Here is a 21,603-nt window from a genome sequence, read left to right on the forward strand (position 1 = left end):
TCAATCAAAGACGCTTAGACTTCGATAGCTTGACCTTGACGATAATCAATCGCTTGATGACGCCAATGTTCACGCATCTGCGGTGTAAATTCTTGGTTATTTTGATCATACACAGTACCGTCAATTTCACGTGCAATTAGACGTGAAATGCTGTCCATAGTATCAAAGGCATTTTGTACATCGCTGTGTGGAAGCGCCAAGAAGAAGGCCAAACCTTTTACTTCTTCAGTCGATAAAGTTTCAAGATCAAAACCTTGCGCAGCGCCATCATTATTCATTTGTAATACAGAGAATAATAACTTTGTCCCTTCTTCATCATAGCGATGGAAACAGGCCATTTCGCCAAAACGCAGACCGTACTTCAGCAACACTTTTAATGCTTTTTCACCTGACAAGGCACGGCTATCCGGGAACACATTTAAGGCGATATAAGTTTCCGCAGTTGCTAAAGCACTTTCTTCATCAACAATTTTTTGTTCATGTAAATGAGCATCCAAAATACTGCTTTCTTCATCAAAATCGCTAATTTCAGCTTTTTCAATTGCACTATTTACACTAAATTCTGGTGCTTTTTCTGCAGGAACAGCGTCAGCCTGAACATTCGTCGCAGGAGTCGCTGCGTGATTGGCATCGGTGGCTACAGTTGCAACCGTTGCAGATTCTGTTGTTTCTGTAGACAATGTATTGTCTTCTGTTGCAGTTTGAGCTTTTTCAACTGAAACGGGATCCGTCGTAGTCGTCTCAGTCTTTGCAATAGCCTCAACGCTTTGCTCAGCTTGTTCTGTTGCCATTGCTTCTTGCGTTACATTCGCTTGAACAGCTTCAGTCGTTTCAACCGCTGTGACTTTTTCCTCAGCCAAAGTCGGCTCTACACGTTGCGTGGTTTCAGGTGTATTTAACTGATTTCGTACATGGCGCGGAATAACAGGTTGCTGACTATCAGGGTCAATATGTAATTCGGTGTCGAGTGATGGCGCTGCATCCGCAGGTTTACGAAACATCATTCGAATGCCCACAACCATGATAATTACAGCGATTACAATCCCAGCTATAGTGGTGATTTCCATGTTATGCCTCCGCAGCTAAACCGTATTCTTTGGCCTGCTCAATATTCACAGTCACTAATTTTGAAGTTCCTGGTTCTGGCATGGTCACACCAAGTAAGTCAGTTGCCATTGTCATTGCCAGTTTATTGTGTGTAATGTAGATAAATTGCACTTGTTCTGAAAGCTCTTTTACAAGATTACAAAATCTTCCTACATTTGCATCGTCTAAAGGTGCATCGACTTCGTCTAAAACGCAAAATGGTGCAGGATTTAAGCGGAAAATCGCAAAAACCAAAGCCAATGCGGTCAATGCCTTTTCACCACCCGACAATAATGCCAAAGAGCTATTTCGTTTACCCGGTGGTCGTGCCATCAGTTTTACACCTGATTGCCAACCATCTTCAAGGCTTAAACTTGCTTCACCACCATTAAATACTTTCGGAAACAACTCTTGAAGTTCAGCATTGACCTTATCAAAAGTAGTCATAAACAGCTTTCGCGTTTCCTGATCAATGCTTTTCATCGCGGCTTGCAGTTGTTCAACGGTCTTTTGCAAGTCATCAATTTGGTGGCTTAAATCATCAAAGCGTTTAGAAACTTCAGTATATTCTTCTGCCGCAGCCAAGTTGACTGCACCCAATTTATCAAACTGCTGCTGTGCTTTTTCTAGTTTTTGCTGATGGGATACCACATCAATGCTTAAACCTGTCAGCATTTCGCTGTTCATTTCTTTCAGCTGTTCAGAATAATGCTGCAAATCAGACTGCGCGGATTGCCAAGCTAGACGCTTTTCTTCCAATTGCGTACGCAATTTTTCATCTTGCTGTTGATGTGAATGGCGTTGTTCCGTCAATGTCTGTTGTTTACTCTGAACATTATTCAGTTCAAGCTGCCAGTCATTCCATGTTTTTTGTAAACGTTCAGTGACTTGGGCTTGCTCTGAATACTGTGACTCAAGCGCAGGCAATTCTAACTGTACCGGATCGACAAATTTCTTTGCCTGTTCCATCTGTCCAATAATTTGCTGAGTTTGCGCTTTCAAAAAGACCGTGTCTTTTTCTAATAATTCAATCTGTTGTTTCGTCTGTACAGACTGACGACGCACGATTTCCAATTCTTGCTGACTGTGTAGTGCCACTTGCTGAGCACTTTCCAGCGCTAGACTCAATTCCTCAACTTGGAATTGCAAGGTTTTATAATTGGGCAAGGCTTGCTCAAGCTTCATCGTCAGCGCATGCAGATCTATTTCCAAATCATCTTTTTGCATGGCATCTTCTTCAAGCTGTGCTTCAAGTTGCTGCAATTGATCTTGTAACTGCTGCTTTTGTAATGCAAAAGCCTGATGGGAACTTTGTGCCTTCGCAATCGCAACATCAGCATTTTGAATGTCTTTTTGCCAATTTTTTAATTGGCTATGTTGCTGTTGCAGATTTTGCTGTAAAGCTTGTACGGCATTTTGCAACTCAGGCAATTGGCCTTCTAGTTGCGTTAGCTTTGGCTGCTGCTCTGCAAGTAATTCAATCAATTCATCCAAGCGAATACGGTGGCTCAATGCACCTTGCCCTGCTTGGCTGTCCTCGTCATAGTCTAGACCAATCACCCAATCCACACCGACATGATAACCATCGAGCGTGAGTATCGACTGACCAACAGCCAGTTTAGCCTGATGACTCAATGCCATCGTCAATGTTTCAGCAATCGCGACCTGCTGCCAGATCGAAAGTTGTGGTGCTTCAATCCACGTCGCCAAAGCGTCTAATCCAACGATTTGTGCTGCTGTGTGATAACTGCCTTTGACCTGACGTGCAATACTGTCTTGAAAATTATCACTGTGTCCCAAGACTTGAGCACTCAGCCATTTAGACAAAAATTTCTCGACCAGTTGCGCATGCTGTTTACCTTGCGTGCTCAACTGCAACTGCTGCATTAAATGTTGACGCTGGCTTTGCTGCTTTGGACTGGCTTTAATCATCAATTGATTTAGGTTTTTCTGCTCGGACAACAGCACCTGTATTTCTGACTTTAACTGCAGCACCGTATTTTTGTGCTGTGCCTGCTGTTCTTGTGCAGCTGCAAGCTGTGTCTGCGTTTCGGCAATCACCTGCTCTTGTTGCGTAATTTGTTGTTCGAGCTGTTGCTTATCTTGCTGATACTGCTCCAACTCATCTTGCTGCGCCTGATGCTGAATTTGACCTCTTTGCTGTTGCAGGGTCTCACGTTGTTGCTCAATTCGACCAATATTTTTGGTCAATTGTTCACTCTGCGCCAACATCTGTAGCTTTTGCTGTTGCTGCTTTTCGACTTGCCCACGGCATTGTTCAAATTGTTGAACCGCTTGTTGATGCTGAGCTTTCAAATCGGCCAATTGTTGAGTCTGATCTTGACTACTGCTTTCTTGGCGCTGTAATTGCTCAACAAATCCATCTTGCTGTTCTTGCAGCGTTTCCAGTTGTAACTCTAATAGCTGTAAACGTTCTTTGGTTTGAGCTTTTTGCTTTTCAAGCTCCACCAAACTTGCCGAATTTTGTGCAAATAAACCCTGCTTTTGCTCCAGCGTCATTTTCAACTCAGACAGTTTCTTTTCCGCCTGTTGCCATTCGCTTTGTAATGGCGTGGACTGTTGAATAAGCCGTTGAAATAAAGCACTGGTGGAAGATAAGTCATGCTCAAGGGTGTTCAGCTCAGAACGAACCAGTTTGAAGGTTTCCCCGAGCTCATTCATGTCGAGCGTGTATTCTTGCTGTAAACGCGTGCTTTGTTCACATTGGAAAGACAACACTTCGATCTTAATGGTACGAATTTGGGTTTCTAATTCTTTGTATTGCACCGCCGTTTCAGACTGGCGTTTTAAGGTTTTCAGCTGAGATTTCAGTTCTGATGCAATGTCTTCGAGACGTTCTAAGTTTTGAGTGGTGTGTTCTAGATGCTGCAACGTTTCACGACGACGAGCTTGATAGCGAGAAACCCCAGCGGCTTCTTCAATATACACACGCATTTCTTCAGGTTTGGCATCGACCAAACGGTTGATCATGCCCTGTTCAATAATCGCATACGAACGTGGACCTAAACCGGTACCTAAGAAAATATCGGTAATATCACGACGGCGGCATTTGGTGCCGTTGAGGAAATATTCGGATTTACCATCACGATTGACCTGACGACGAACTGCTAGTTCAGTATAGGCATTATAAGCGCCACCTAGCTTGCCATAGGTATTATCAAAACGCAGTTCAACACTCGCCATCCCGACTGGTTTACGCTTGGCCGTTCCGGTAAAAATAACATCTTGCATGGTGCCACCACGCAATTGACGGGCACTGGATTCACCCATAACCCAACGAATGGCATCAATCACATTGGATTTACCACAGCCGTTCGGTCCAACAACCGCACTACGGTTGCCTTCAAATTTTAGAGTTGTGCTATCGGCAAAAGATTTGAAGCCGGAAAGTTTTAAACTGCTTAAACGCATAATGTCCTGATCAGCGGCGTGAACGTCTCGCCCACGCTAATTCGATTTGTTTCATCCGTGTTAGTGATTCCAACACAAGGTTGCGTAAGTGTCGACAAAAATCTTCCATAAATAAAGTGGCTTGATGTGATTTTCTGATTAAAACTGCATCAGTCACTAATTTAAACAAATCAAAAGATTCTTGTAGTTCACGTCGTGAAATATTCAGTGTCAGGAAATAACTACGTCTGAGTGATGGCAACAATTCTTGGTAATAACGCATCAGGTAGGTATTTCCCACCATTTCATGCTGACGAGCCATGCCCTGAAAAATCAGATCATAAAACTTTTCAGTATTGCCTTGGCGAGTTTCCACGTCTAATTGTTCAAGTAATAACTGAATACGCTCAGCTTCATGGCTGCGCCACGTTTCCGCCATACGATACACAATTTGACCCAACAATAATGCTGCAATATCAAATAATGAGCGCACTTGTAAAGCCGACATTTCAGAGACTAAGGCGCCACGTCGCGGGTAGATTTCAATGAGCTGGGTCCGTTCTAAAATCAATAAAGCTTCACGAACAGAGCCACGGCTCACATCCAATTCGGCCGCAATTCTGAGTTCCTGAATACGCTCGCCTTCGACCAACTCACCGCGAATGATTTGTTCACCGATGTGTTTGGCAATTTGTTCCGACAAACTGTCCGCTTCTTGTTGTTGCATACTGTTCCTATCTTTTTTTTATAAGATGCAATGTTCAGATTTACACTCAATCTATTTGCATTAGAAACGATAAGCAACCTAATTGAACATGACATTGTCTGACAATCTTGTGTCAACAAAGCCAATTTTGTCAGTCAAAACGGACAATCATGCGCCAAAGGCTTGCACACCTTGGTAAATAAAATAGCAGCCGACTGTTGTTAATAAACATGCAAAACAACGCTTTAGCATAAATGGCGACAACATATGAGCCATTTTCGCACCCAATTTCGCAGTGATGAAGCTCATTACACTAATCCCGATAAATGCATAAATATGGATATAACCAATGGTATTGGGAACCACGATATCGGCTTGATGACCAAACCACATAAAGCCGAGGGCCCCAGCAATCGCAATCGGTAAACCACATGCAGCAGACGTTGCGACCGCTTTTTGCATAATGACGCCATTTTTATTCAAATATGGGACGGTTAAGCTGCCACCACCAATACCGAAGATCGCAGAGGCAATCCCAATACCACCCCCTGCTGCCATTTGCATGGCTTGTGAGGGTAAATGTTTATTCGGATCGACTGGTGTCGCTGCACCGCGAAACATTTTAAAGGCTACCCAGACCGCAAAAAAGCCGATTAACAGTTGCAAACCCTGCCCTGATAAATAATCTGCAATGCCTGCACCGAGAAATGAACCGATCACCAAACCCGGTGACAAATTCCGAAAGACATTCCACAGCACGGCACCTTTTTTATGATGCGCCGAAACCGAGCTAAGTGAGGTGACAATAATCGTGGCTAAAGATGTGCCCACCGCCATGTGCATAATCACACTGGGATCATACTGAAGTTGGGTAAAGACGATGAATAAAATCGGCACAATAATCAGGCCACCGCCCACACCAAATAGCCCCGCAGCAAAACCAGCGATTGCACCAATCAGTAAATATATGATTAACTCCATCAATATTATTCCACAACTCTCAGATTCAAATGGATTTAGAGACCAGACACTTACAGCAATTGCTGAGCACAGTACCTCAGCCGCCTGAAGTTTTATTACTGAAGCCCATTACTACATCGACCAATGACGATGTCCGTGAGATTGCCAAAAAAGGCATTCAACATGTTTTGGTATGCAGTGAAGAGCAAACTCAGGGGCGTGGGCAACGCGATCATCAATGGGTCTCACCCGTTGGTAATATCTATTTAAGCACATTGCTGAATTTACAGACATCTATAGATGGGCGGCTTGCACTCGAAATAGCCTTAAATATCTTACAAATGCCTAGTTTGCAGAATCTCGCATTACAAGTGAAATGGCCCAACGACCTATATAGTCCACAAGGCAAATGGGGCGGGATTTTGATTGAACCGATTTCGCCACATCAAGCGATCGTCGGCGTTGGGATGAACTTATTTCCGATTCCATCCGCAGGAATTGAGCAACGTGCAACCTCGTTATCTGAACTCGGACTTCCCTCGCCAAACCGTTTGCAGTTAATTGCTGAACTCTATGCAGCGATTCAACTTGCAGGTGAATGGTTCGATCATAACTGCTATAACCTCGCTGCACGATTCAACCATTATGCTGCATTTATGCAACAGCCCGTTGAACTTGAACACCTGCAAGGCAAAAGCCAAGGTCTCTTTCTCGGTATTGAAAATGATGGTTCGATCAACATCCAAACTTCGCAGCGCTTAGAAAATCATTTCCAGGGTCGCTTACGTTTAGCAGATCAATCATAAACAGGATTGCAAAGGCCTACTGATGAAAAAATTATGGCTCGATGTCGGTAATACTCGGCTGAAATACTGGATTACTGAACACGATCAAATTATAGAGCATGCTGCGGAACTGCATTTACAGTCGCCTGCCGAACTCCTACTCGGTTTAATCCAGCACTTTAAAAGTTTGGACTTAGATCAGGTGGGGATATCTTCGGTACTCGACAAGAAAAATAATGATCGGATTCAAAAAATTCTTAAATTTTTAGCCGTTCCTGTCACTATTGCCAAAGTTCATGCCGAATATGCGGGCTTACGCTGTGCTTATGAAGACACCAGTAAGTTCGGGATCGACCGTTGGCTGCAAATGCTCGCAGTGGTCAAAGACCCTACACAAAAATACTGTGTGATTAGTTGTGGAACGGCACTCACCATTGACTTAACGGATGGCTTACAACATTTAGGCGGTTATATTTTGCCAAATTTGTATTTGCAACGTGATTCGCTCATCCAAAACACCAAAGGCATTAAAATTCCAGATGCCACCTTTGACGAGCTGTCTCCTGGTAAAAACACCATAGACGCTGTTCATCATGGCATCTTGCTCAGCTTGGTCAGCACCATTGAAAAGGTTCTCGACAAATATCCAAGTCGGTTAATTTTAACCGGTGGCGATGCTACGCTATTTGCACGTTATTTAGAACAATATCAGCCGGCTGTCGAAGCAGATTTGCTGCTTCGAGGCCTACAAAGTTATGTAAATGGTGTGTAATTTAGCCATTTATTTGATAGCAAACTGTGAAAGCGTGATGGCCAATGGTGATCACGCTTTTTTATTGATGGTTATTTCACACAAGCATAGTTACAAATTGTATCGCGATTCATGACCTTTTTTCGTCCAAGGAATTACAATAGCCTGCGATGATCAACAGATACATCAGCAACTTTATAATTTAAAAATGTCTTTCAAGATAGAATATAAGACGAAGAGTATAGATATGAAATTTAAAAATTTACTGGGTTTAAGCCTGTTCGCCTCTACATTATTCTTCGGCGGTTGTACCACGACACAAAATCTAGCCAACTCTAAAATCCCTGCCGAAATCAAATCACAGCTCAGCACATCTGAAGCAGTTTTGGGTTATTTCGGTGATGAAGATAATCCTGATTACTGCGGCTGCGTATCGTATATTGACTCAAGCTATTACATGACCCCAGTCAAAGACGGCTATTACCGTGTACTTTTAGGTCGTAATGCCACAGGTGATTTTTTAGTTCAAGATTTTTACCAAGAAACCAAAACCCCTCAATCCTCACCTGCTTGGGTTAAAGATCCGATGAAATTATTTAGTTTCAGTGGCAGTGACATCGAAGGTCCGGTAACGCTTTATCGTAAAAACGGCAAAGTAGAATCTACCTTTGTAAACCAAGATGGCGTGAGCATCCAAGGCGAAGAATTTTATCCAACAGGACAACGTGGCGCAGCGTATAAAGTCGATGAAAATGGTAATGACGCCTATCGCTTATGGTATGCCTCAGGAAAAATTGCGGCTGAATATGTGGTCGATACCGACGGTGAATATGTTGGTGGCTATAAAGCTTGGCAGGAAGATGGTCGTGAAGCCAATGACGACATTGACGACATTCGTGAACGTGTTGCTTTAGAACTCGACTGATCTTTCAACAGTTTGAACAAACAAAAAAGGCGCAGATTGCGCCTTTTTTCTCCTCAATTGCACCAATTGCATGATTGCAATCTCAGTCTTCACTAAATATCTTATCTACAAAACACGCGATCTATTAAACACGCGCACAGAACCTAGCTAAGCCGTTAAAATCGGCTTTAACACGTGCCACAGTTGTGGAATCTCAGAAAAGCCATCCTGTGCTGTGAAATGCCCCGCTTCTTTCACCTCATAAATTTGTGCATTTATAAAATTGCCCAATTGGATCGCAACCGGCGGCGGCACGATAGGATCATTGGATGAAATCAAACTAATACAAATTGGCATATAGGTCTGTAAAACACCACTATCCATTTTTGCACGTTGAATAAATGCGGTTAATTCAGGTTGTGTCGGTAAACTACTTTTAAAACCCGATACAAAAACGCCCGCTTTAATCCGTGTGCCATGCTGTTCAAAATATTGATTGAGATAATGCAGCGTGGTTAAACACCCCAAACCATGGGCAATCACAATGGTATTTTCATCCAAATCAGGCATTTGCAACGCTAGAAATTTCTGCCAATGGTCAAAATCAGGTTGTGCCGCATTTGCCATCACGATGCGTCGAGAATAATGTCCTGCTTCTTGCAGCTTTCGTCCCAACCAAGGAAACCAATGATCATTCGGCGATGCATCATGACCATGAACAATATAGATCTTTTGGCTTTCTGGCGTATGCGGTGTATTCATGATTTGATTCTTATTTTAGGTGATTATTTTTAGTGAAGCTTTCAATTTGCAGTTCGGCAAATTTTCACCTCTGTTTTAAACCTGTCACCTACACGCTCTCAATGTCAATTTGGCATCTTTTTGTAATGATTTAGCTCAGTTCGGTATCTATCTGCTGGTATAGCAAGATTCCTTCATCCAGTACTTGCTATCAAATGTACCCTACCACTTTACTTGAACGCACAGTCTCGTCAAATTGCAGCCATAAAAAAAGGCGCAGAAAGCGCCTTTTTTTCAGTCCAAATTACTTCGGATCTTTACTGCCAAACAATGGACCCATGCCACCGCCGCCAAATTGTTTTTGCATATTGCCTAATGATTTCATCATTTTTGCCATACCCGTTGGGTTGGCAAATTTCTTCATCATTTTCGCCATTTGCGCATGTTGCTTGATGAGTTTATTCACTTCAGCAACATCCATACCACAGCCTGCTGCAATACGTTTTTTACGGCTTGGATTCATCAAGTCTGGGTTACGACGTTCTTTAATGGTCATCGATTGAATAATCGCTTCCATTTTCTTCACTTGCTTTTCAGGATTTGCTTGTGCAATCGCATCTTGAATCCCTGAGTTGCTCATGCCTGGAAGTTTATCCAGGAAGCCCATCATGCCGCCCATTTTGTTCATTTGTTCAAACTGCATCAGCATATCTTCAAAGTTGAAGCTACCGCCTTTTTGCAGTTTTTTCGCCATTTTTTCGGCTTTTTCTTTGTCGATTTTACGTTCAACTTCTTCGACCAAAGAAAGTACGTCACCCATACCCAAAATACGCTGTGCGATACGTTCAGGATGGAATGGCTCTAGGGCATCGAGTTTTTCACCCATACCCAAGAATTTAATTGGCTTGCCAGTAATGGCACGAACAGAAAGTGCCGCACCACCACGTGCATCGCCATCTGTTTTTGTCAGGATCACACCCGTCAAAGGCAAGGCATCGTTAAAGGCTTTTGCAGTATTCGCCGCATCCTGACCAGTCATGGCATCAACCACGAACAATGTTTCAGTTGGCTTAATTGCTGCATGTAGCTCTTTAATTTCATCCATCATTTCGTCGTCTACATGTAAACGACCTGCTGTATCGACAATCAAGACATCAGCAAATTGAATTTTTGCTTGCTCAATCGCACGATTTGCGATGGTAATCGGTTTTTCGTCTGCGCTTGATTCAAAGAAAATCGCGCCAACTTCACCTGCAACTGTTTGTAGCTGTTTAATCGCTGCTGGACGATAAACGTCGGCAGATACCATTGCTACTTTTTTCTTTTGACGTTCTTGTAAGAAACGTGCAAGTTTTGCCGCAGTGGTTGTTTTACCCGCACCTTGCAAACCTGCAAGTAGCACAACAACTGGTGGTTTTGCCGCTAGGTCTAGGCTTTCATTCGCCTCACCCATCATTTTGGTCAATTCGTCATGAACGATTTTGACGAAAGCCTGCCCCGGTGATAACTGAGTCATCACTTCTTGGCCCAATGCTTCTTCCTTAACTTTCGCGATGAATTCACGAGTTACAGGTAACGCAACATCGGCTTCAAGAAGTGCCATACGTACTTCGCGTAACGTATCTTTAATATTGTCTTCGGTTAGCTGCCCTGAGCCAGTAACATTTCTTAAACTCTGCGTGAGTCGTTCTGTTAAGGTATCAAACATTGCAAAATCCGCTTAAAATAGCCATGAGCAAAAAATTGTTTCTTAAAATAGAAAATTTATGCATAGAATGCTATAGGATACTTTAGTTCTTGCAGAATTTATATAAATGAATATTCAACATCCTGAAAAAGGTTTGACATGATCAGTCTCCCCTTGGTTTACACGATCCTAGCATTAATCGCTTATACCACGTCTTTTTGGTATTTATTCAGCCATTTAATGTCTAAACGTGCGCCGAACCATTGGTTTATTGGTGTTGTACTTGGTTTAGGCATGTTATTGCATGCAGGTGTTTTATATAACGACATGTTGACGCCTATGGGTGTGAACTATGACGTGTTCAACCTGATGTCATTTACTTCAGGTCTCATGCTATTACTCAGTGTATTATTTAGTACCTATCGGCCTGTGCTGGCGATGAACCTGTTGGGCATTCCTGTGGCAGCGACAGGATTGATTTTGGGCTTTGCATTTAGTCGACAAAATCAATTTATAGAACAACATTCACTGGGTTTAGACATCCATATTATTTTGTCACTTTCCGCATATGCCGTCCTGCTGATGGCAACAATTCAAGCGGTTATTTTGCGTTTACAAGACCGTGAACTAAAAAACAAGCAGAAAAAGCGTGTATGGGTGAGCCTGCTTCCATCCTTCCAAGCCATGGAATCTTTGCTATTTGATTTATTGATTGCTGGATTTACACTACTGACCGTGGCGCTTGGGTTTGGTTTCTTCACCATCGATAACTTCTTTGCACAGCATTTGGCACATAAAACAGCCTTTAGCATTATTTCATGGTTCGTCTATGGAGCTTTGCTTATTGGACACTATCGATTTGGCTGGCGTGGTCGAAAAGCTATTCGCTTTACCATTATTGGTTTTTGTCTTTTGGCAGTCGGCTTTATTGGATCTAAGTTTATTTTAGAAATGGTTTTGGGCCGCTAAGTCGACGATGAAACTATCTTAAGTTTTATTAAAAAGGGAGCTACGGCTCTCTTTTTTTATAGCTTGATTATTCACATAAAAACAGCAGGCATAAAAAAAGCGCTATACAGCGCTTTTTTTTCATTACGTCTAAATTATAGAGCAACGATGTTTACAGCATTCGGGCCTTTTTGACCTTGAGCGATGCTGAAAGAAACCTTTTGGCCTTCTTGCAAAGTTTTGAAGCCAGAACCAGTGATTTCGCTGAAGTGAGCAAAAACGTCAGGACCGTTGTCTTGTGCAATAAAACCGAAACCTTTAGTTTCGTTGAACCATTTAACTGTACCAGTAACTGTATTAGACATAATAATACCTATTAATTTGTTGATTTAGCCATTGGATGATGACTGACTATAACTTGGAAAATAATAAAGAATTGAACTTCATTTCTGTAAAAAACGAAGGATTATGACTAACACTGCGATACTTAAAGAAAATTTACGAAACAATACTTTTTTTCTAGTTGCAGCCATCATACATGAAATCTTAAAAGATTCAAGCACAGTATATGTTGTTGATTCCATTAAAAAACAACAGTAAAAGCCATCTTCTTATTATTACTATCCATCTGTATTTACTCATTTTATTGTTTAAGTTTTATGTCAGTCAAGACTTTACGACTTTGGTCCTAATTTCACCAAATAATTACATAAAATCTTGTGATTTCGTATTCCGCGTCACCAAAAGCACAAAACCTAGACATCCCTTTCAAAACCACGTATAACTCCGTTTTTCAATTTTTGGCTGTGTGACCGTGAAACTTGTTCTTGCGCCGATGGAAGGCTTAACCGACCCAATTATGCGAGATGTGTTGACGCATGTTGGGAGTTTTGACTGGTGTGTAACCGAGTTTATCCGTGTCACGGACTCTGTCCTGCCCGACCATATTTATCATAGTTATTGTCCCGAACTGAACAATGACGGCAAAACTGCAGCAGGAACACCGGTTCATGTGCAGTTCTTAGGTAACAATCCGACCATGCTCGCGGCAAATGCTGTACGCGCAGTAGAACTTGGTGCACCTGCGATTGATATGAACTTTGGTTGTCCTGCAAAAACCGTCAATCGCCACCGTGGTGGTTCAGTTCTGCTAGATGAGCCTGAAGTGGTGTATGAGTTAGTCAAAGCTGTGCGTGATGCTGTTCCGAGTCATATTCCTGTATCAGCAAAAATGCGTTTGGGTTATATGGACCGTAACTTCACTATGGAAAATGCGCATGCCATCGAAGATGCCGGAGCTGCATGGGTTACAGTCCATGCGCGGACTAAAGCCGATGGTTATACCCCGCCTGCCTTTTGGGATCAGTTGCAACCCATTCGTGAAGCATTGAAAATTAACGTGATTGCCAACGGTGAAATTTGGAACAATGCCGATGCCAAACAATGCCAACTCGAATCTGGTTGTGAAGACCTGATGATTGGTCGTGCTGCGGTGACCACCCCTGACATTACACAGTGTATCCGTCGTAATACCGATGAGCCGCTGATTACATGGCATGAACTGCTTGGCTTACAAATTCGTTTCTTAAACGGTTCGTATAAAAAAGAAATGAATATGGTCGGTCGTTATAAACAATGGCTCGGCATGATGTCGAAACATTACCCAGAAGCCAAAGTCCTTTGGGATGAAGTAAAACGTGTCAAACCACTTGATGAAATCGTGGAAAAACTCAAAGCAGGTATGTAAGTTTTAAAACACATCGCCCAATGTTAAAACGAAAAAGTGTGAAAACACCTATCTAAGCGTAGCCGCAGAGCCTTTGATCACACCTACAGTGTTCAAAGGCTTTGTTGTTTAGCAAACTCTAAAATTGCGTCGATCTCATCTGCCAAGAACTCTTTAGGATGTTCCGAAGTCGGGTTCATCACCAAGCTTGCGCCTTTGGTAATCGCAAATAATTTTTCAGCACTGATCATGACAAATTCTGCATCTGCGCCAACATCCTGTTGAAGCATCGCAAGACTCAGAAAGAATGGAATGGCTTGCTCGCCCTGCTCCGTTTCCATCAATTGAAAATGTAAATGCTGCTCAGCATCACGCTCACCCAAACAATACACTTGGTTGGCTAAAAGTTGCTGATAAAAGTCTTGGTATTGCTCAGGATGATCTAAAGTCGATTCATAAAGATGTTGAAGCGTGTCGTTCATTGTTATTGTCCGTCTATTTTTATCAGTCAGATACTGTTCACAATCCACAGCATACAGGAAGTTTATGAATTATGCCGTTGATTTAAATCTTCAACGTGCTGTCGATTTGTTTTCCACGATTTTTCTAAAATTTCTTTTTCTAAACGCAACTGTATTCGTTTAAGTTTCATTTCAGAGATCACGGGTTGCCGAAAAGTTTGAACATAGTCCACCCAAGCTGTACCCCGAAAAACATTCGACGGCATCTCTGTTTTAAACACCACTTCAGGCATAAAAACAATCACAGAATGCATATTGTCTTTATCCACAATATCGCTCAACACCTGTTGTAACACTTTCATATGTTTATAATTTTGGTGAATTGGATTTTGAAATTTAAAACTTTTTTTATAAATCTTTTGCGTCCATTGTTTTTGTCTCTCGCTCCCAAAAATCCAGCCCTTATAGTTTTTAGTTTCAATCACAAACACACCAAATGGGCTTAAAAGAAGATGATCAATTTGAGTTGTAGCTCCTTCGCCATCTGGTAAGGTCAAATCATTTAACAATATATAATGGTCTTTCAAATAAAGTTTGACATGAACGGCGACAGCAAACTTCCCCATTTTCCCCTTTAAATAAGGTTTAAATGCTTTGATTGCCCCCACAATCAGTAACAATGGAATTAGCCACCAAAACGTCGAAATGAAGGGTGCAAAGATTTGAGAAATATTCATTAATTTGATTCATTATTTTAAATAAGTATATTTTCTATTTTATTGTAATTTCTCAATTTTTAACAATATTTCTTTATTTTCTAGACCACCCGCAAAACCCACTAATTTTCCATTTGCGCCCACGACACGATGACAGGGTGCAATAATTGAAATTGGATTTTTACCATTGGCTGCACCGACAGCACGTACGGCTTTGACATTGCCGATCTGCTCTGCAATTTGTTTATAGCTGCGAGTTTCTCCGAAAGGAATCGTCAGTAAAGCTTGCCAAACTTGTTGCTGAAATGCGGTGCCTTCAAAGTCTAGCGGCAGGTCAAATTGCTGTCTTTTACCTGCAAAATATTCATTTAATTGCTGTGCAGTTTTGAGCAAAATCAGGTGTTGCCGATCTTCAACCAAAGCCGCCAATCGCACACGATTAGGGTTTTCATTTTCCCAAAGGACAGCCACCAATGCGGTTTCATGTGCAACAAGTTTTAATTGTCCAACGGGTGAATCTAAAAACTGATAAGAAAGTTGCATGACATACTCCAAGCTCAAAATCGCAGCACTTCATTATTCAGGAGGACGATAATTTCATCAAGACCAGTCCTAAAATAATCAGTACCGCAGCTAGCATGCGCATGGCATTTGCAGGCTCACCCAATACAACGATGCCGAGGATAAATGAACCCACTGCACCAATGCCTGTCCACACTGTATAGGCTGTACCCAGCGGTAAGGATTTCATTGCATAAGACAACAAAGCGAAACTTGCGATCATGAAAACAATGGTCAAAATACTTGGCGTCAGTTTGCTAAAGCCTTCAGAGACTTTCATACAATATGCCCAGACCACCTCAAGCAATCCCGCTACAATTAATAAAACCCAAGCCATATTTTTACCCATAAAAAAAGCACAGGGGTCAATGACCGCTGTGCGTTAGAACATATTAACTTGAAGATAATTTCATCAAGATTAGACCAGAAATGATCAGTACTGCGGCTAACATCCGCATGGCAGTTGCAGGCTCACCGAGTATAAAAATACCCACGAGGAAAGAGCCAATCGCGCCGATTCCTGTCCAAATGGTATAAGCTGTTCCCAGAGGCAACGTTTTCATGGCATAGGCCAATAAACCAAAGCTCAGGATCATAAAAAATAAAGTAACTAAACTTGGGCCAAGTTTTGTAAAGCCTTCTGAGAGCTTCATCGAATAGGCCCAAACGATTTCAAAAATACCAGCGAATACTAGAACAACCCAGGCCATGATGCCTTCCTCCATATTAGTAGAGTCAGGTCGTCCTGACGATTTTTCTTACTGGCTTCGAACAAAGATGTAAGGGAGGTCGTTCCTCCGAATATTGTCTCAGTATAGCAAATATGCTGAATTTTAGTGCAGTCTTTACATTTTTTGACCAAATCTAGGGCGTTATTCAGTTAAGGAAAAAACTTGTGCAGATGAATTGCGCCAAAACATAGCATATCTTTTCAAAGGACAGATTCAGAGATAAAAAAGGCACCACCAAAACCAGTTGATGATGCCCTCTTTATTTGGTCTATTCGCCGATTAGAACTTCAGACGTACACCTGCGCCATACCACCATTGTTTTTCACTTCCAGTTTCAGCTTGCCGTGCCGTATGCTGATTTCCTTTTTCATAGCTGTAAGCAACATCAATAAATGGCATCAACTTTTTATTGATTTCATAGCGTGTTTCTAGCCCTAACCATACAGAACTGAGTCCTGTTTTTTGTGCATAGGCAGAATCATCACTCAGCACCACATCTAGGTTCAGATACGGCTTTAAAATCAATTTTTGCGTCAGCAGCAAATCACGTTCGGTTTCTAAAGAAAAACTGACCTGTTTATCTGCACCAAGATATAAATAAGCATCGGTTTCAAAGAAATACGGTGCCAGACCATGCAGACCCACCGCAGCATCAAACTGTTCCTTGTCCATCACTTGATGTTCATCGACCCGATAACGCGCACCAATTTGCGCATCCCAAAAGTCTGAGATCATACGGCTATACATCACTTGAGCCGCATAATCTGCGTCTTGAGATTCGGCTTTATCGGCATGTAGTTTGATGAAGAGCTTATTTTCATCGGTCCCGATTCGACTCTCAATTTCGGTCTTTAAACGTCCTCGGCCATCGGCATTATTGAGCCATCGACTGTCAATCTCAGTCGCTTGATAAATCTGTCCACCATGTTCACGCTTATGATCAACAGGGTGCTGCGCAGAAGCAGCACGTGACGCAATAGATGATGCATTTGCATGTTCTGCATGTTCTGCATGTTCTGCATGTTCTGCATGTTCTGCATGTTCTGCATGTTCTGCATGTTCTGCAGTATGCTCCATCTTGTTCGATTCGATCCTTGTTTGCATCACTTGATGCGACGAATCATGTGAGGAATGCGACTCATGTTGAGCTGACGTCGACATGCTGTGATGTGCATCTTGCGCCATGGTTATTTGAGTGACCGTTGCCAAAGCTAAACTTAGAACCGTATATGTGCATGTTTTAATGATGCGCATGAGACACCTCCTTTTGCGGCAAAGATGCCGTTTTAGTATTCTCCGCGACATTTGCGACCACGAGTTTATTCATCATTCCTGCGGACATGTGATACAGCAAGTGACAATGAATCGCCCATTCCCCTAATTCATTGGCCGTTAACAGAGCAGTCACTGTTTTCCCCGGCGGCACTATCACCGTATGTTTATTTGGCATTTCAGAAGACACTTGCCCATTTTCCAATTGCATAAACATGCCATGTAAATGCATCGGATGCGCCATCATGCTGTCATTGACAAATTTCAGTCGAATTCGCTCACCATATTTCACCTGTAGTGGTTCGGCTTCACTAAATTTTTTACCATTCATGGTCCACATATAGCGTTCCATTGTTCCACCCAAATGAATAACCAAATCTTGCGTCGGTTCACGTGTATCAGGCTGCGGCGTTAACGCTTTTAAATCACTATATTGCAAGGCCTTATCACCGACAGGTGTTGAAGCATTGGCCCAGCCCATAACCGTTGCTGAATTTTCAACTGCCCGCATCTCTCCTTTAGACTGTGCATGCTCCATCGCTGTATGCATATCATGTTTCATAGATGAATCTATTGAGGAGTGGTTCATAGATGAATGATCCATCACACTATGATCCATATTGGCATGCGCTGAATCAGACATGTTCTGTTTATGCATGTCTGGATGTTGCATAGCAGTATGTGCAGGCATTGGGGAATGGTCCATGTCATGTCCCATAGCTGCATGATCATGTGCTTGATTCGGCTGAATCTTTGACGGATCGACAGTATGCGCGCTGTGCTCATGAGCATTCACTTGCTGGATTGCTGAAGTTTGGGTTGAACCTGTAGCCATATGTCCCATATTGCTATGGTCCATACCTGACATTGAACCATGCCCCATATCTTCCATGGTCAGCAAAGCGCGTGGCCGTGCTTTTGGTATATGAATACCTGAGTGCTGAGGCTGCGTTTCATCATGTAAAGTGCCAATCGCAAATCCAGTCCGATCAATCGACTCAGCTTCAATCTGATAATGCGCAGATTTAGGCTCTACGATCACATCATAGGTTTCTGCAGCACCAATGCGAAATTCATCCACAGCGACCGGCTTGACCGCTTGACCGTCTGCACTGACCACCGTCATTTTGAGCTGAGGAATACGCACATCAAAAAACGACATGGCCGCAGCATTTACAAAACGAAGTCTGACTTTTTCGTTAGGCTTAAATAGACCTGTCCAGTTTTGTTCTGGAGTTTTACCATTCAATAAGAACGTATAACCCGTTACATCAGACAAATCCGTTTTCAGCATACGCATTTGATTCCACATCGAACGGTCTTGCCAAGTATTTTTCAAACCCGTTCGTTGCATTTGCGTCCATACATCTGAAACTGTTTCACGCTGATTTTGATAGTATTCGGCAGACTTTTTCAGATTTGCCATAATCTGAGCGCTAGATGATTCATGAAAATCCGACAGCATGACCACATAATCACGTTGCGTCTGTTCATGTGCGGCAAGTGCTTGTTTACCTTTCGGATAAATTACCAAAGCGCCATACAATCCGTCTTGTTCTTGGCCTTTGGAATGCGCGTGATACCAATACGTTCCGCTTTGACGGACTTTAAATTTGTAAGTAAAGCTACCATCAGGCTGTATTTCATTGAAACCATTAAAGCCGGGTACACCATCCATTAAGCCGGGCAGCAATAGACCATGCCAATGCACTGAGGTATTTTGTTTTTTGAGCTGATTATGCACATGGATGACAGCATCATCGCCTTCTTCAAACTCCAGTAATGGTGCTGGAAACTGACCATTGACACTGATTTTCTTGACCGCTTTACCAGTCAAATTGATGGTCTTTTCATCAATATTCAGATGATATTCTTTAATGGCTGCAAACGCCCACGTTGGAGACAGCAGACACACCCCGAGCACGAGGCCTGATTTAAATAAATTAGACATGACTTAACCTTTATAAAATAACGAAAAAACGTATTTAAAACTCAGGTTAAGCTTGCGGGGGTCTTAGAATTTCTTGCCAAAAGCCTTTTGAATGCTGTCCAGCAAAAATAAAACGAGGAGGTTCTGCATAAAGATGCACATTGACGGTTTGCAATGCAACCAATGCGCTATCGACATAAGAGGTACTGATTTGGCAATGTGCGAGTGTACAGTCCTGACAGTCTGCACTTTGTGTCGTTGAATGATGCGCTTGACCATCTTGCAGTGCAGATGTCGCATCTAAAGATTGATGACAATCCATCATTGAAATGACTTCAGGTGTCGTCTGCTTGCCATGATGTGCTGCATGCTCAGGAGCAGCTTGCCGCTGATTTTGATGGCAATTTGCTATATTTGAACGTGAAGGATCAGCATGTGCTGCATGAACTGATGCCTGATGGGCATTCGCTGTCATCATTTGTTGATGTTGAAAATTTTGCTGTGCACTGACCACACTGCTCCATCCCATGACAAACGCCACGAGCCAAGCAAAGCCAAGATGCTTTCGCAAAAAATTAAACAATTTAGTATCCTAATTCAACCCAATGATGCACTGTGACAATATATCCCTATTAACACATCTTTAGAAACATCACGCGATCGGCTCAGCCGAAATCCGCATGAAACACCATGATGATATTATTTACGATTCAAATGCAATCACATGACATTTGTATCAACATGACATGCAACTCGACCAATTTATCCATCATGAACGATACATTCAGAAATATCTAAAAGCACTATCCAGTGCGATCGATGATGTGTTTTGCCAGTCACAGCGTATCTCAATAGTTGCTAACAGCATAATTAATTGTGTAGTTATTCACAACAGTTTTAAATTTATTGCGCTGTCATAAAAATCAGCGCATATCTTCCAGTTAAAACATAAAAGTTATTTTTTAAACTGATTAATTATTTACCATAGATTAATAAACATACAGCATTTCAAACACTTTACCCCATAAAAAAAGGACTCAATTGAGTCCTTTTTATACTTAATACGTCTAATTATTAAGCCATTGATACACAATCGTTTATAATTTATCCAAGTTATCCATATAGTTATCTACACAGATATCCATACGGTTATCCATATAGTTATCCACAAGCGAGGAATAACTTATACCCAAAGGCTTAAGCCTCTTGAGCATGCACTTTTGCCAACTCAGAACGCATGTCATCAATCACAGCTTTATAATCAGGCTTACCAAAAATCGCTGAACCTGCAACAAACATGTCTGCACCGGCTTCAGCAATGTCACGAATATTGGCTGGAGTAACACCACCATCCACTTCTAAGCGAATATCATGACCTGAAGCATCAATAATTTTTCGTGCTTGACGCAGCTTTTCCAAGGTCATTGGAATGAACTTTTGACCACCAAAACCTGGGTTCACACTCATCAACAAGACTTGGTCAACTTTATCTAAAACGTAGTCTAAATAATGCAGAGGTGTCGCAGGGTTAAATACCAAGCCCGCTTGCGCACCGCCAGATTTGATTAACTGTAAAGAGCGGTCAATGTGGTCAGTCGCTTCTGGGTGGAAAGTGATGATATCTGCGCCAGCTTCCAAGAAATCACCAATCATACGGTCTACCGGTGAAACCATTAGATGCACATCAATTGGCGCTTTAATGCCGTATTTTTTCAATGCCTTACAAACGCCCGCACCAAAAGTTAAGTTCGGTACATAATGATTATCCATGACATCGAAATGAACAACATCTGCACCGGCTTCTAGAACATTTTCAACTTCTTCACCTAAGCGCGCAAAGTCTGCTGACAAAATTGAAGGTGCGATTAAGAATGGCTTGGACATGAAAAACCTAGCTTTGAAAAGGGAGTGATTGACGCATTATAGCAAATTGTCCCCCTATTCGCTGCCCATGCCCTTAGTCGTTTTTTCGATGCCAATGATTGAGATCTCTCTAATAAAGAAACCTAGGATGAACTGATGTTACGCAGTAATATCAGAAGCGAAATTTGATTCAAATAAAAGAACGATACGCGGTAACGTCATCCGCAATTGTTTGAGATAGCACGACTTCTCATCAAATTTTTTTTTGCAATACTTTAAATAAATAGACGCTAGAGAGCGAGTTTTGCGGTGAGGAGCATTGCTCTGCAAGATGGTTTCGTTGCGAAGCTTCGCTTCTCATTTT

Annotated in this window: 21 protein-coding genes; 5 read left to right on the forward strand and 16 right to left on the reverse strand. The window is 42.1% G+C overall.

Features of this window, described 5'->3' with window-relative positions:
* Positions 1 to 14 precede the first annotated feature (14 nt).
* The 4 genes from FTU65_RS03300 to FTU65_RS03315 all read right to left on the reverse strand — a co-directional run bounded on the left by FTU65_RS03300 (position 15) and on the right by FTU65_RS03315 (position 6,184).
* On the reverse strand, positions 15 to 1,067 hold the full coding sequence (locus FTU65_RS03300) for a cell division protein ZipA C-terminal FtsZ-binding domain-containing protein (RefSeq protein WP_180064963.1): 1,053 nt from the start codon (positions 1,065 to 1,067) through the stop codon (positions 15 to 17).
* Position 1,068: 1 nt separating this feature from the next.
* Positions 1,069 to 4,518, reverse strand: a complete 3,450-nt coding sequence (smc, locus tag FTU65_RS03305; RefSeq protein ID WP_180064964.1) for a chromosome segregation protein SMC — start codon at positions 4,516 to 4,518, stop codon at positions 1,069 to 1,071.
* A gap of 10 nt (positions 4,519 to 4,528) precedes the next feature.
* On the reverse strand, positions 4,529 to 5,224 hold the full coding sequence (locus tag FTU65_RS03310; protein WP_180009896.1) for a GntR family transcriptional regulator: 696 nt from the start codon (positions 5,222 to 5,224) through the stop codon (positions 4,529 to 4,531).
* Positions 5,225 to 5,371: 147 nt separating this feature from the next.
* Positions 5,372 to 6,184 carry a sulfite exporter TauE/SafE family protein gene (locus FTU65_RS03315; RefSeq protein ID WP_180009897.1) on the reverse strand — a complete coding sequence of 271 codons (813 nt, stop codon included), beginning with the start codon at positions 6,182 to 6,184 and terminating at the stop codon, positions 5,372 to 5,374.
* Between the two features lie 29 nt (positions 6,185 to 6,213).
* On the opposite strand from FTU65_RS03315, the gene FTU65_RS03320 reads away from it, so the two are divergent.
* From FTU65_RS03320 to FTU65_RS03330, 3 genes are all read left to right on the forward strand, one after another.
* On the forward strand, positions 6,214 to 6,969 hold the full coding sequence (locus FTU65_RS03320) for a biotin--[acetyl-CoA-carboxylase] ligase (protein WP_180009898.1): 756 nt from the start codon (positions 6,214 to 6,216) through the stop codon (positions 6,967 to 6,969).
* Positions 6,970 to 6,991: 22 nt separating this feature from the next.
* Positions 6,992 to 7,720, forward strand: coding sequence for a type III pantothenate kinase (locus tag FTU65_RS03325; RefSeq protein ID WP_180009899.1), 729 nt, complete (start codon positions 6,992 to 6,994; stop codon positions 7,718 to 7,720).
* A gap of 226 nt (positions 7,721 to 7,946) precedes the next feature.
* A complete protein-coding gene (locus tag FTU65_RS03330) occupies positions 7,947 to 8,624 on the forward strand; it encodes a hypothetical protein (protein ID WP_180009900.1) in 678 nt (225 codons plus the stop codon).
* 147 nt (positions 8,625 to 8,771) lie between these two features.
* Here FTU65_RS03330 and FTU65_RS03335 read toward each other — a convergent pair whose 3' ends face one another.
* Positions 8,772 to 9,365 carry an alpha/beta hydrolase gene (locus FTU65_RS03335; RefSeq protein ID WP_180008529.1) on the reverse strand — a complete coding sequence of 198 codons (594 nt, stop codon included), beginning with the start codon at positions 9,363 to 9,365 and terminating at the stop codon, positions 8,772 to 8,774.
* Between the two features lie 283 nt (positions 9,366 to 9,648).
* Positions 9,649 to 11,052, reverse strand: coding sequence for a signal recognition particle protein (gene ffh / locus FTU65_RS03340; protein WP_078191163.1), 1,404 nt, complete (start codon positions 11,050 to 11,052; stop codon positions 9,649 to 9,651).
* 138 nt (positions 11,053 to 11,190) lie between these two features.
* On the opposite strand from ffh, the gene FTU65_RS03345 reads away from it, so the two are divergent.
* The gene (locus tag FTU65_RS03345; RefSeq protein WP_180064965.1) at positions 11,191 to 12,000 is read left to right on the forward strand and encodes an inner membrane protein YpjD; all 810 of its coding nucleotides are present in this window, start codon (positions 11,191 to 11,193) and stop codon (positions 11,998 to 12,000) included.
* Between the two features lie 134 nt (positions 12,001 to 12,134).
* Here FTU65_RS03345 and FTU65_RS03350 read toward each other — a convergent pair whose 3' ends face one another.
* Entirely contained in the window at positions 12,135 to 12,344 is a 210-nt protein-coding gene (locus FTU65_RS03350) for a cold-shock protein (RefSeq protein ID WP_067761877.1), read from the reverse strand.
* Between the two features lie 449 nt (positions 12,345 to 12,793).
* On the opposite strand from FTU65_RS03350, the gene FTU65_RS03355 reads away from it, so the two are divergent.
* Positions 12,794 to 13,726: a tRNA-dihydrouridine synthase gene (locus FTU65_RS03355; RefSeq protein ID WP_180066342.1), complete on the forward strand. Its 933-nt coding sequence runs from the start codon at positions 12,794 to 12,796 to the stop codon at positions 13,724 to 13,726.
* Positions 13,727 to 13,818: 92 nt separating this feature from the next.
* On the opposite strand, the gene FTU65_RS03360 is transcribed toward FTU65_RS03355, so the two are convergent.
* From FTU65_RS03360 to rpe, 9 genes are all read right to left on the reverse strand, one after another.
* Positions 13,819 to 14,187, reverse strand: a complete 369-nt coding sequence (locus tag FTU65_RS03360) for an SseB family protein (RefSeq protein ID WP_180005011.1) — start codon at positions 14,185 to 14,187, stop codon at positions 13,819 to 13,821.
* Between the two features lie 62 nt (positions 14,188 to 14,249).
* Entirely contained in the window at positions 14,250 to 14,903 is a 654-nt protein-coding gene (locus FTU65_RS03365) for a nuclease-related domain-containing protein (protein ID WP_180066344.1), read from the reverse strand.
* 39 nt (positions 14,904 to 14,942) lie between these two features.
* The gene (locus tag FTU65_RS03370; RefSeq protein WP_180066346.1) at positions 14,943 to 15,425 is read right to left on the reverse strand and encodes a methylated-DNA--[protein]-cysteine S-methyltransferase; all 483 of its coding nucleotides are present in this window, start codon (positions 15,423 to 15,425) and stop codon (positions 14,943 to 14,945) included.
* A gap of 37 nt (positions 15,426 to 15,462) precedes the next feature.
* Complete coding sequence (gene sugE, locus FTU65_RS03375) at positions 15,463 to 15,780, reverse strand: quaternary ammonium compound efflux SMR transporter SugE (RefSeq protein ID WP_180064968.1); 318 nt, start codon at positions 15,778 to 15,780, stop codon at positions 15,463 to 15,465.
* A gap of 55 nt (positions 15,781 to 15,835) precedes the next feature.
* The gene (locus FTU65_RS03380; RefSeq protein ID WP_078191168.1) at positions 15,836 to 16,153 is read right to left on the reverse strand and encodes a multidrug efflux SMR transporter; all 318 of its coding nucleotides are present in this window, start codon (positions 16,151 to 16,153) and stop codon (positions 15,836 to 15,838) included.
* 300 nt (positions 16,154 to 16,453) lie between these two features.
* Entirely contained in the window at positions 16,454 to 17,428 is a 975-nt protein-coding gene (locus FTU65_RS03385; protein ID WP_180066348.1) for a copper resistance protein B, read from the reverse strand.
* Positions 17,415 to 19,397, reverse strand: coding sequence for a multicopper oxidase domain-containing protein (locus FTU65_RS03390; RefSeq protein WP_180066349.1), 1,983 nt, complete (start codon positions 19,395 to 19,397; stop codon positions 17,415 to 17,417). The genes FTU65_RS03385 and FTU65_RS03390 overlap by 14 nt, the downstream gene beginning before the upstream one ends.
* Before the next feature lie 46 nt (positions 19,398 to 19,443).
* Entirely contained in the window at positions 19,444 to 19,959 is a 516-nt protein-coding gene (locus FTU65_RS03395) for a hypothetical protein (RefSeq protein WP_180066351.1), read from the reverse strand.
* 614 nt (positions 19,960 to 20,573) lie between these two features.
* On the reverse strand, positions 20,574 to 21,260 hold the full coding sequence (rpe, locus tag FTU65_RS03400) for a ribulose-phosphate 3-epimerase (RefSeq protein ID WP_180064972.1): 687 nt from the start codon (positions 21,258 to 21,260) through the stop codon (positions 20,574 to 20,576).
* Between the last annotated feature and the right edge of the window lie 343 nt (positions 21,261 to 21,603).

The organism is Acinetobacter sp. YH12129 (genome assembly GCF_013418685.1).
GTDB lineage: Bacteria > Pseudomonadota > Gammaproteobacteria > Pseudomonadales > Moraxellaceae > Acinetobacter > Acinetobacter amyesii.

Coding starts and splice junctions, on each gene's coding strand:
- FTU65_RS03300 (WP_180064963.1), bottom strand. CDS start 1,067: ATGGAAATCACCACTATAGCTGGGATTGTAATCGCTGTAATTATCATG.
- smc (WP_180064964.1), bottom strand. CDS start 4,518: ATGCGTTTAAGCAGTTTAAAACTTTCCGGCTTCAAATCTTTTGCCGAT.
- FTU65_RS03310 (WP_180009896.1), bottom strand. CDS start 5,224: ATGCAACAACAAGAAGCGGACAGTTTGTCGGAACAAATTGCCAAACAC.
- FTU65_RS03315 (WP_180009897.1), bottom strand. CDS start 6,184: ATGGAGTTAATCATATATTTACTGATTGGTGCAATCGCTGGTTTTGCT.
- FTU65_RS03320 (WP_180009898.1), top strand. CDS start 6,214: ATGGATTTAGAGACCAGACACTTACAGCAATTGCTGAGCACAGTACCT.
- FTU65_RS03325 (WP_180009899.1), top strand. CDS start 6,992: ATGAAAAAATTATGGCTCGATGTCGGTAATACTCGGCTGAAATACTGG.
- FTU65_RS03330 (WP_180009900.1), top strand. CDS start 7,947: ATGAAATTTAAAAATTTACTGGGTTTAAGCCTGTTCGCCTCTACATTA.
- FTU65_RS03335 (WP_180008529.1), bottom strand. CDS start 9,365: ATGAATACACCGCATACGCCAGAAAGCCAAAAGATCTATATTGTTCAT.
- ffh (WP_078191163.1), bottom strand. CDS start 11,052: ATGTTTGATACCTTAACAGAACGACTCACGCAGAGTTTAAGAAATGTT.
- FTU65_RS03345 (WP_180064965.1), top strand. CDS start 11,191: ATGATCAGTCTCCCCTTGGTTTACACGATCCTAGCATTAATCGCTTAT.
- FTU65_RS03350 (WP_067761877.1), bottom strand. CDS start 12,344: ATGTCTAATACAGTTACTGGTACAGTTAAATGGTTCAACGAAACTAAA.
- FTU65_RS03360 (WP_180005011.1), bottom strand. CDS start 14,187: ATGAACGACACGCTTCAACATCTTTATGAATCGACTTTAGATCATCCT.
- FTU65_RS03365 (WP_180066344.1), bottom strand. CDS start 14,903: ATGAATATTTCTCAAATCTTTGCACCCTTCATTTCGACGTTTTGGTGG.
- FTU65_RS03370 (WP_180066346.1), bottom strand. CDS start 15,425: ATGCAACTTTCTTATCAGTTTTTAGATTCACCCGTTGGACAATTAAAA.
- sugE (WP_180064968.1), bottom strand. CDS start 15,780: ATGGCTTGGGTTTTATTAATTGTAGCGGGATTGCTTGAGGTGGTCTGG.
- FTU65_RS03380 (WP_078191168.1), bottom strand. CDS start 16,153: ATGGCCTGGGTTGTTCTAGTATTCGCTGGTATTTTTGAAATCGTTTGG.
- FTU65_RS03385 (WP_180066348.1), bottom strand. CDS start 17,428: ATGCGCATCATTAAAACATGCACATATACGGTTCTAAGTTTAGCTTTG.
- FTU65_RS03390 (WP_180066349.1), bottom strand. CDS start 19,397: ATGTCTAATTTATTTAAATCAGGCCTCGTGCTCGGGGTGTGTCTGCTG.
- rpe (WP_180064972.1), bottom strand. CDS start 21,260: ATGTCCAAGCCATTCTTAATCGCACCTTCAATTTTGTCAGCAGACTTT.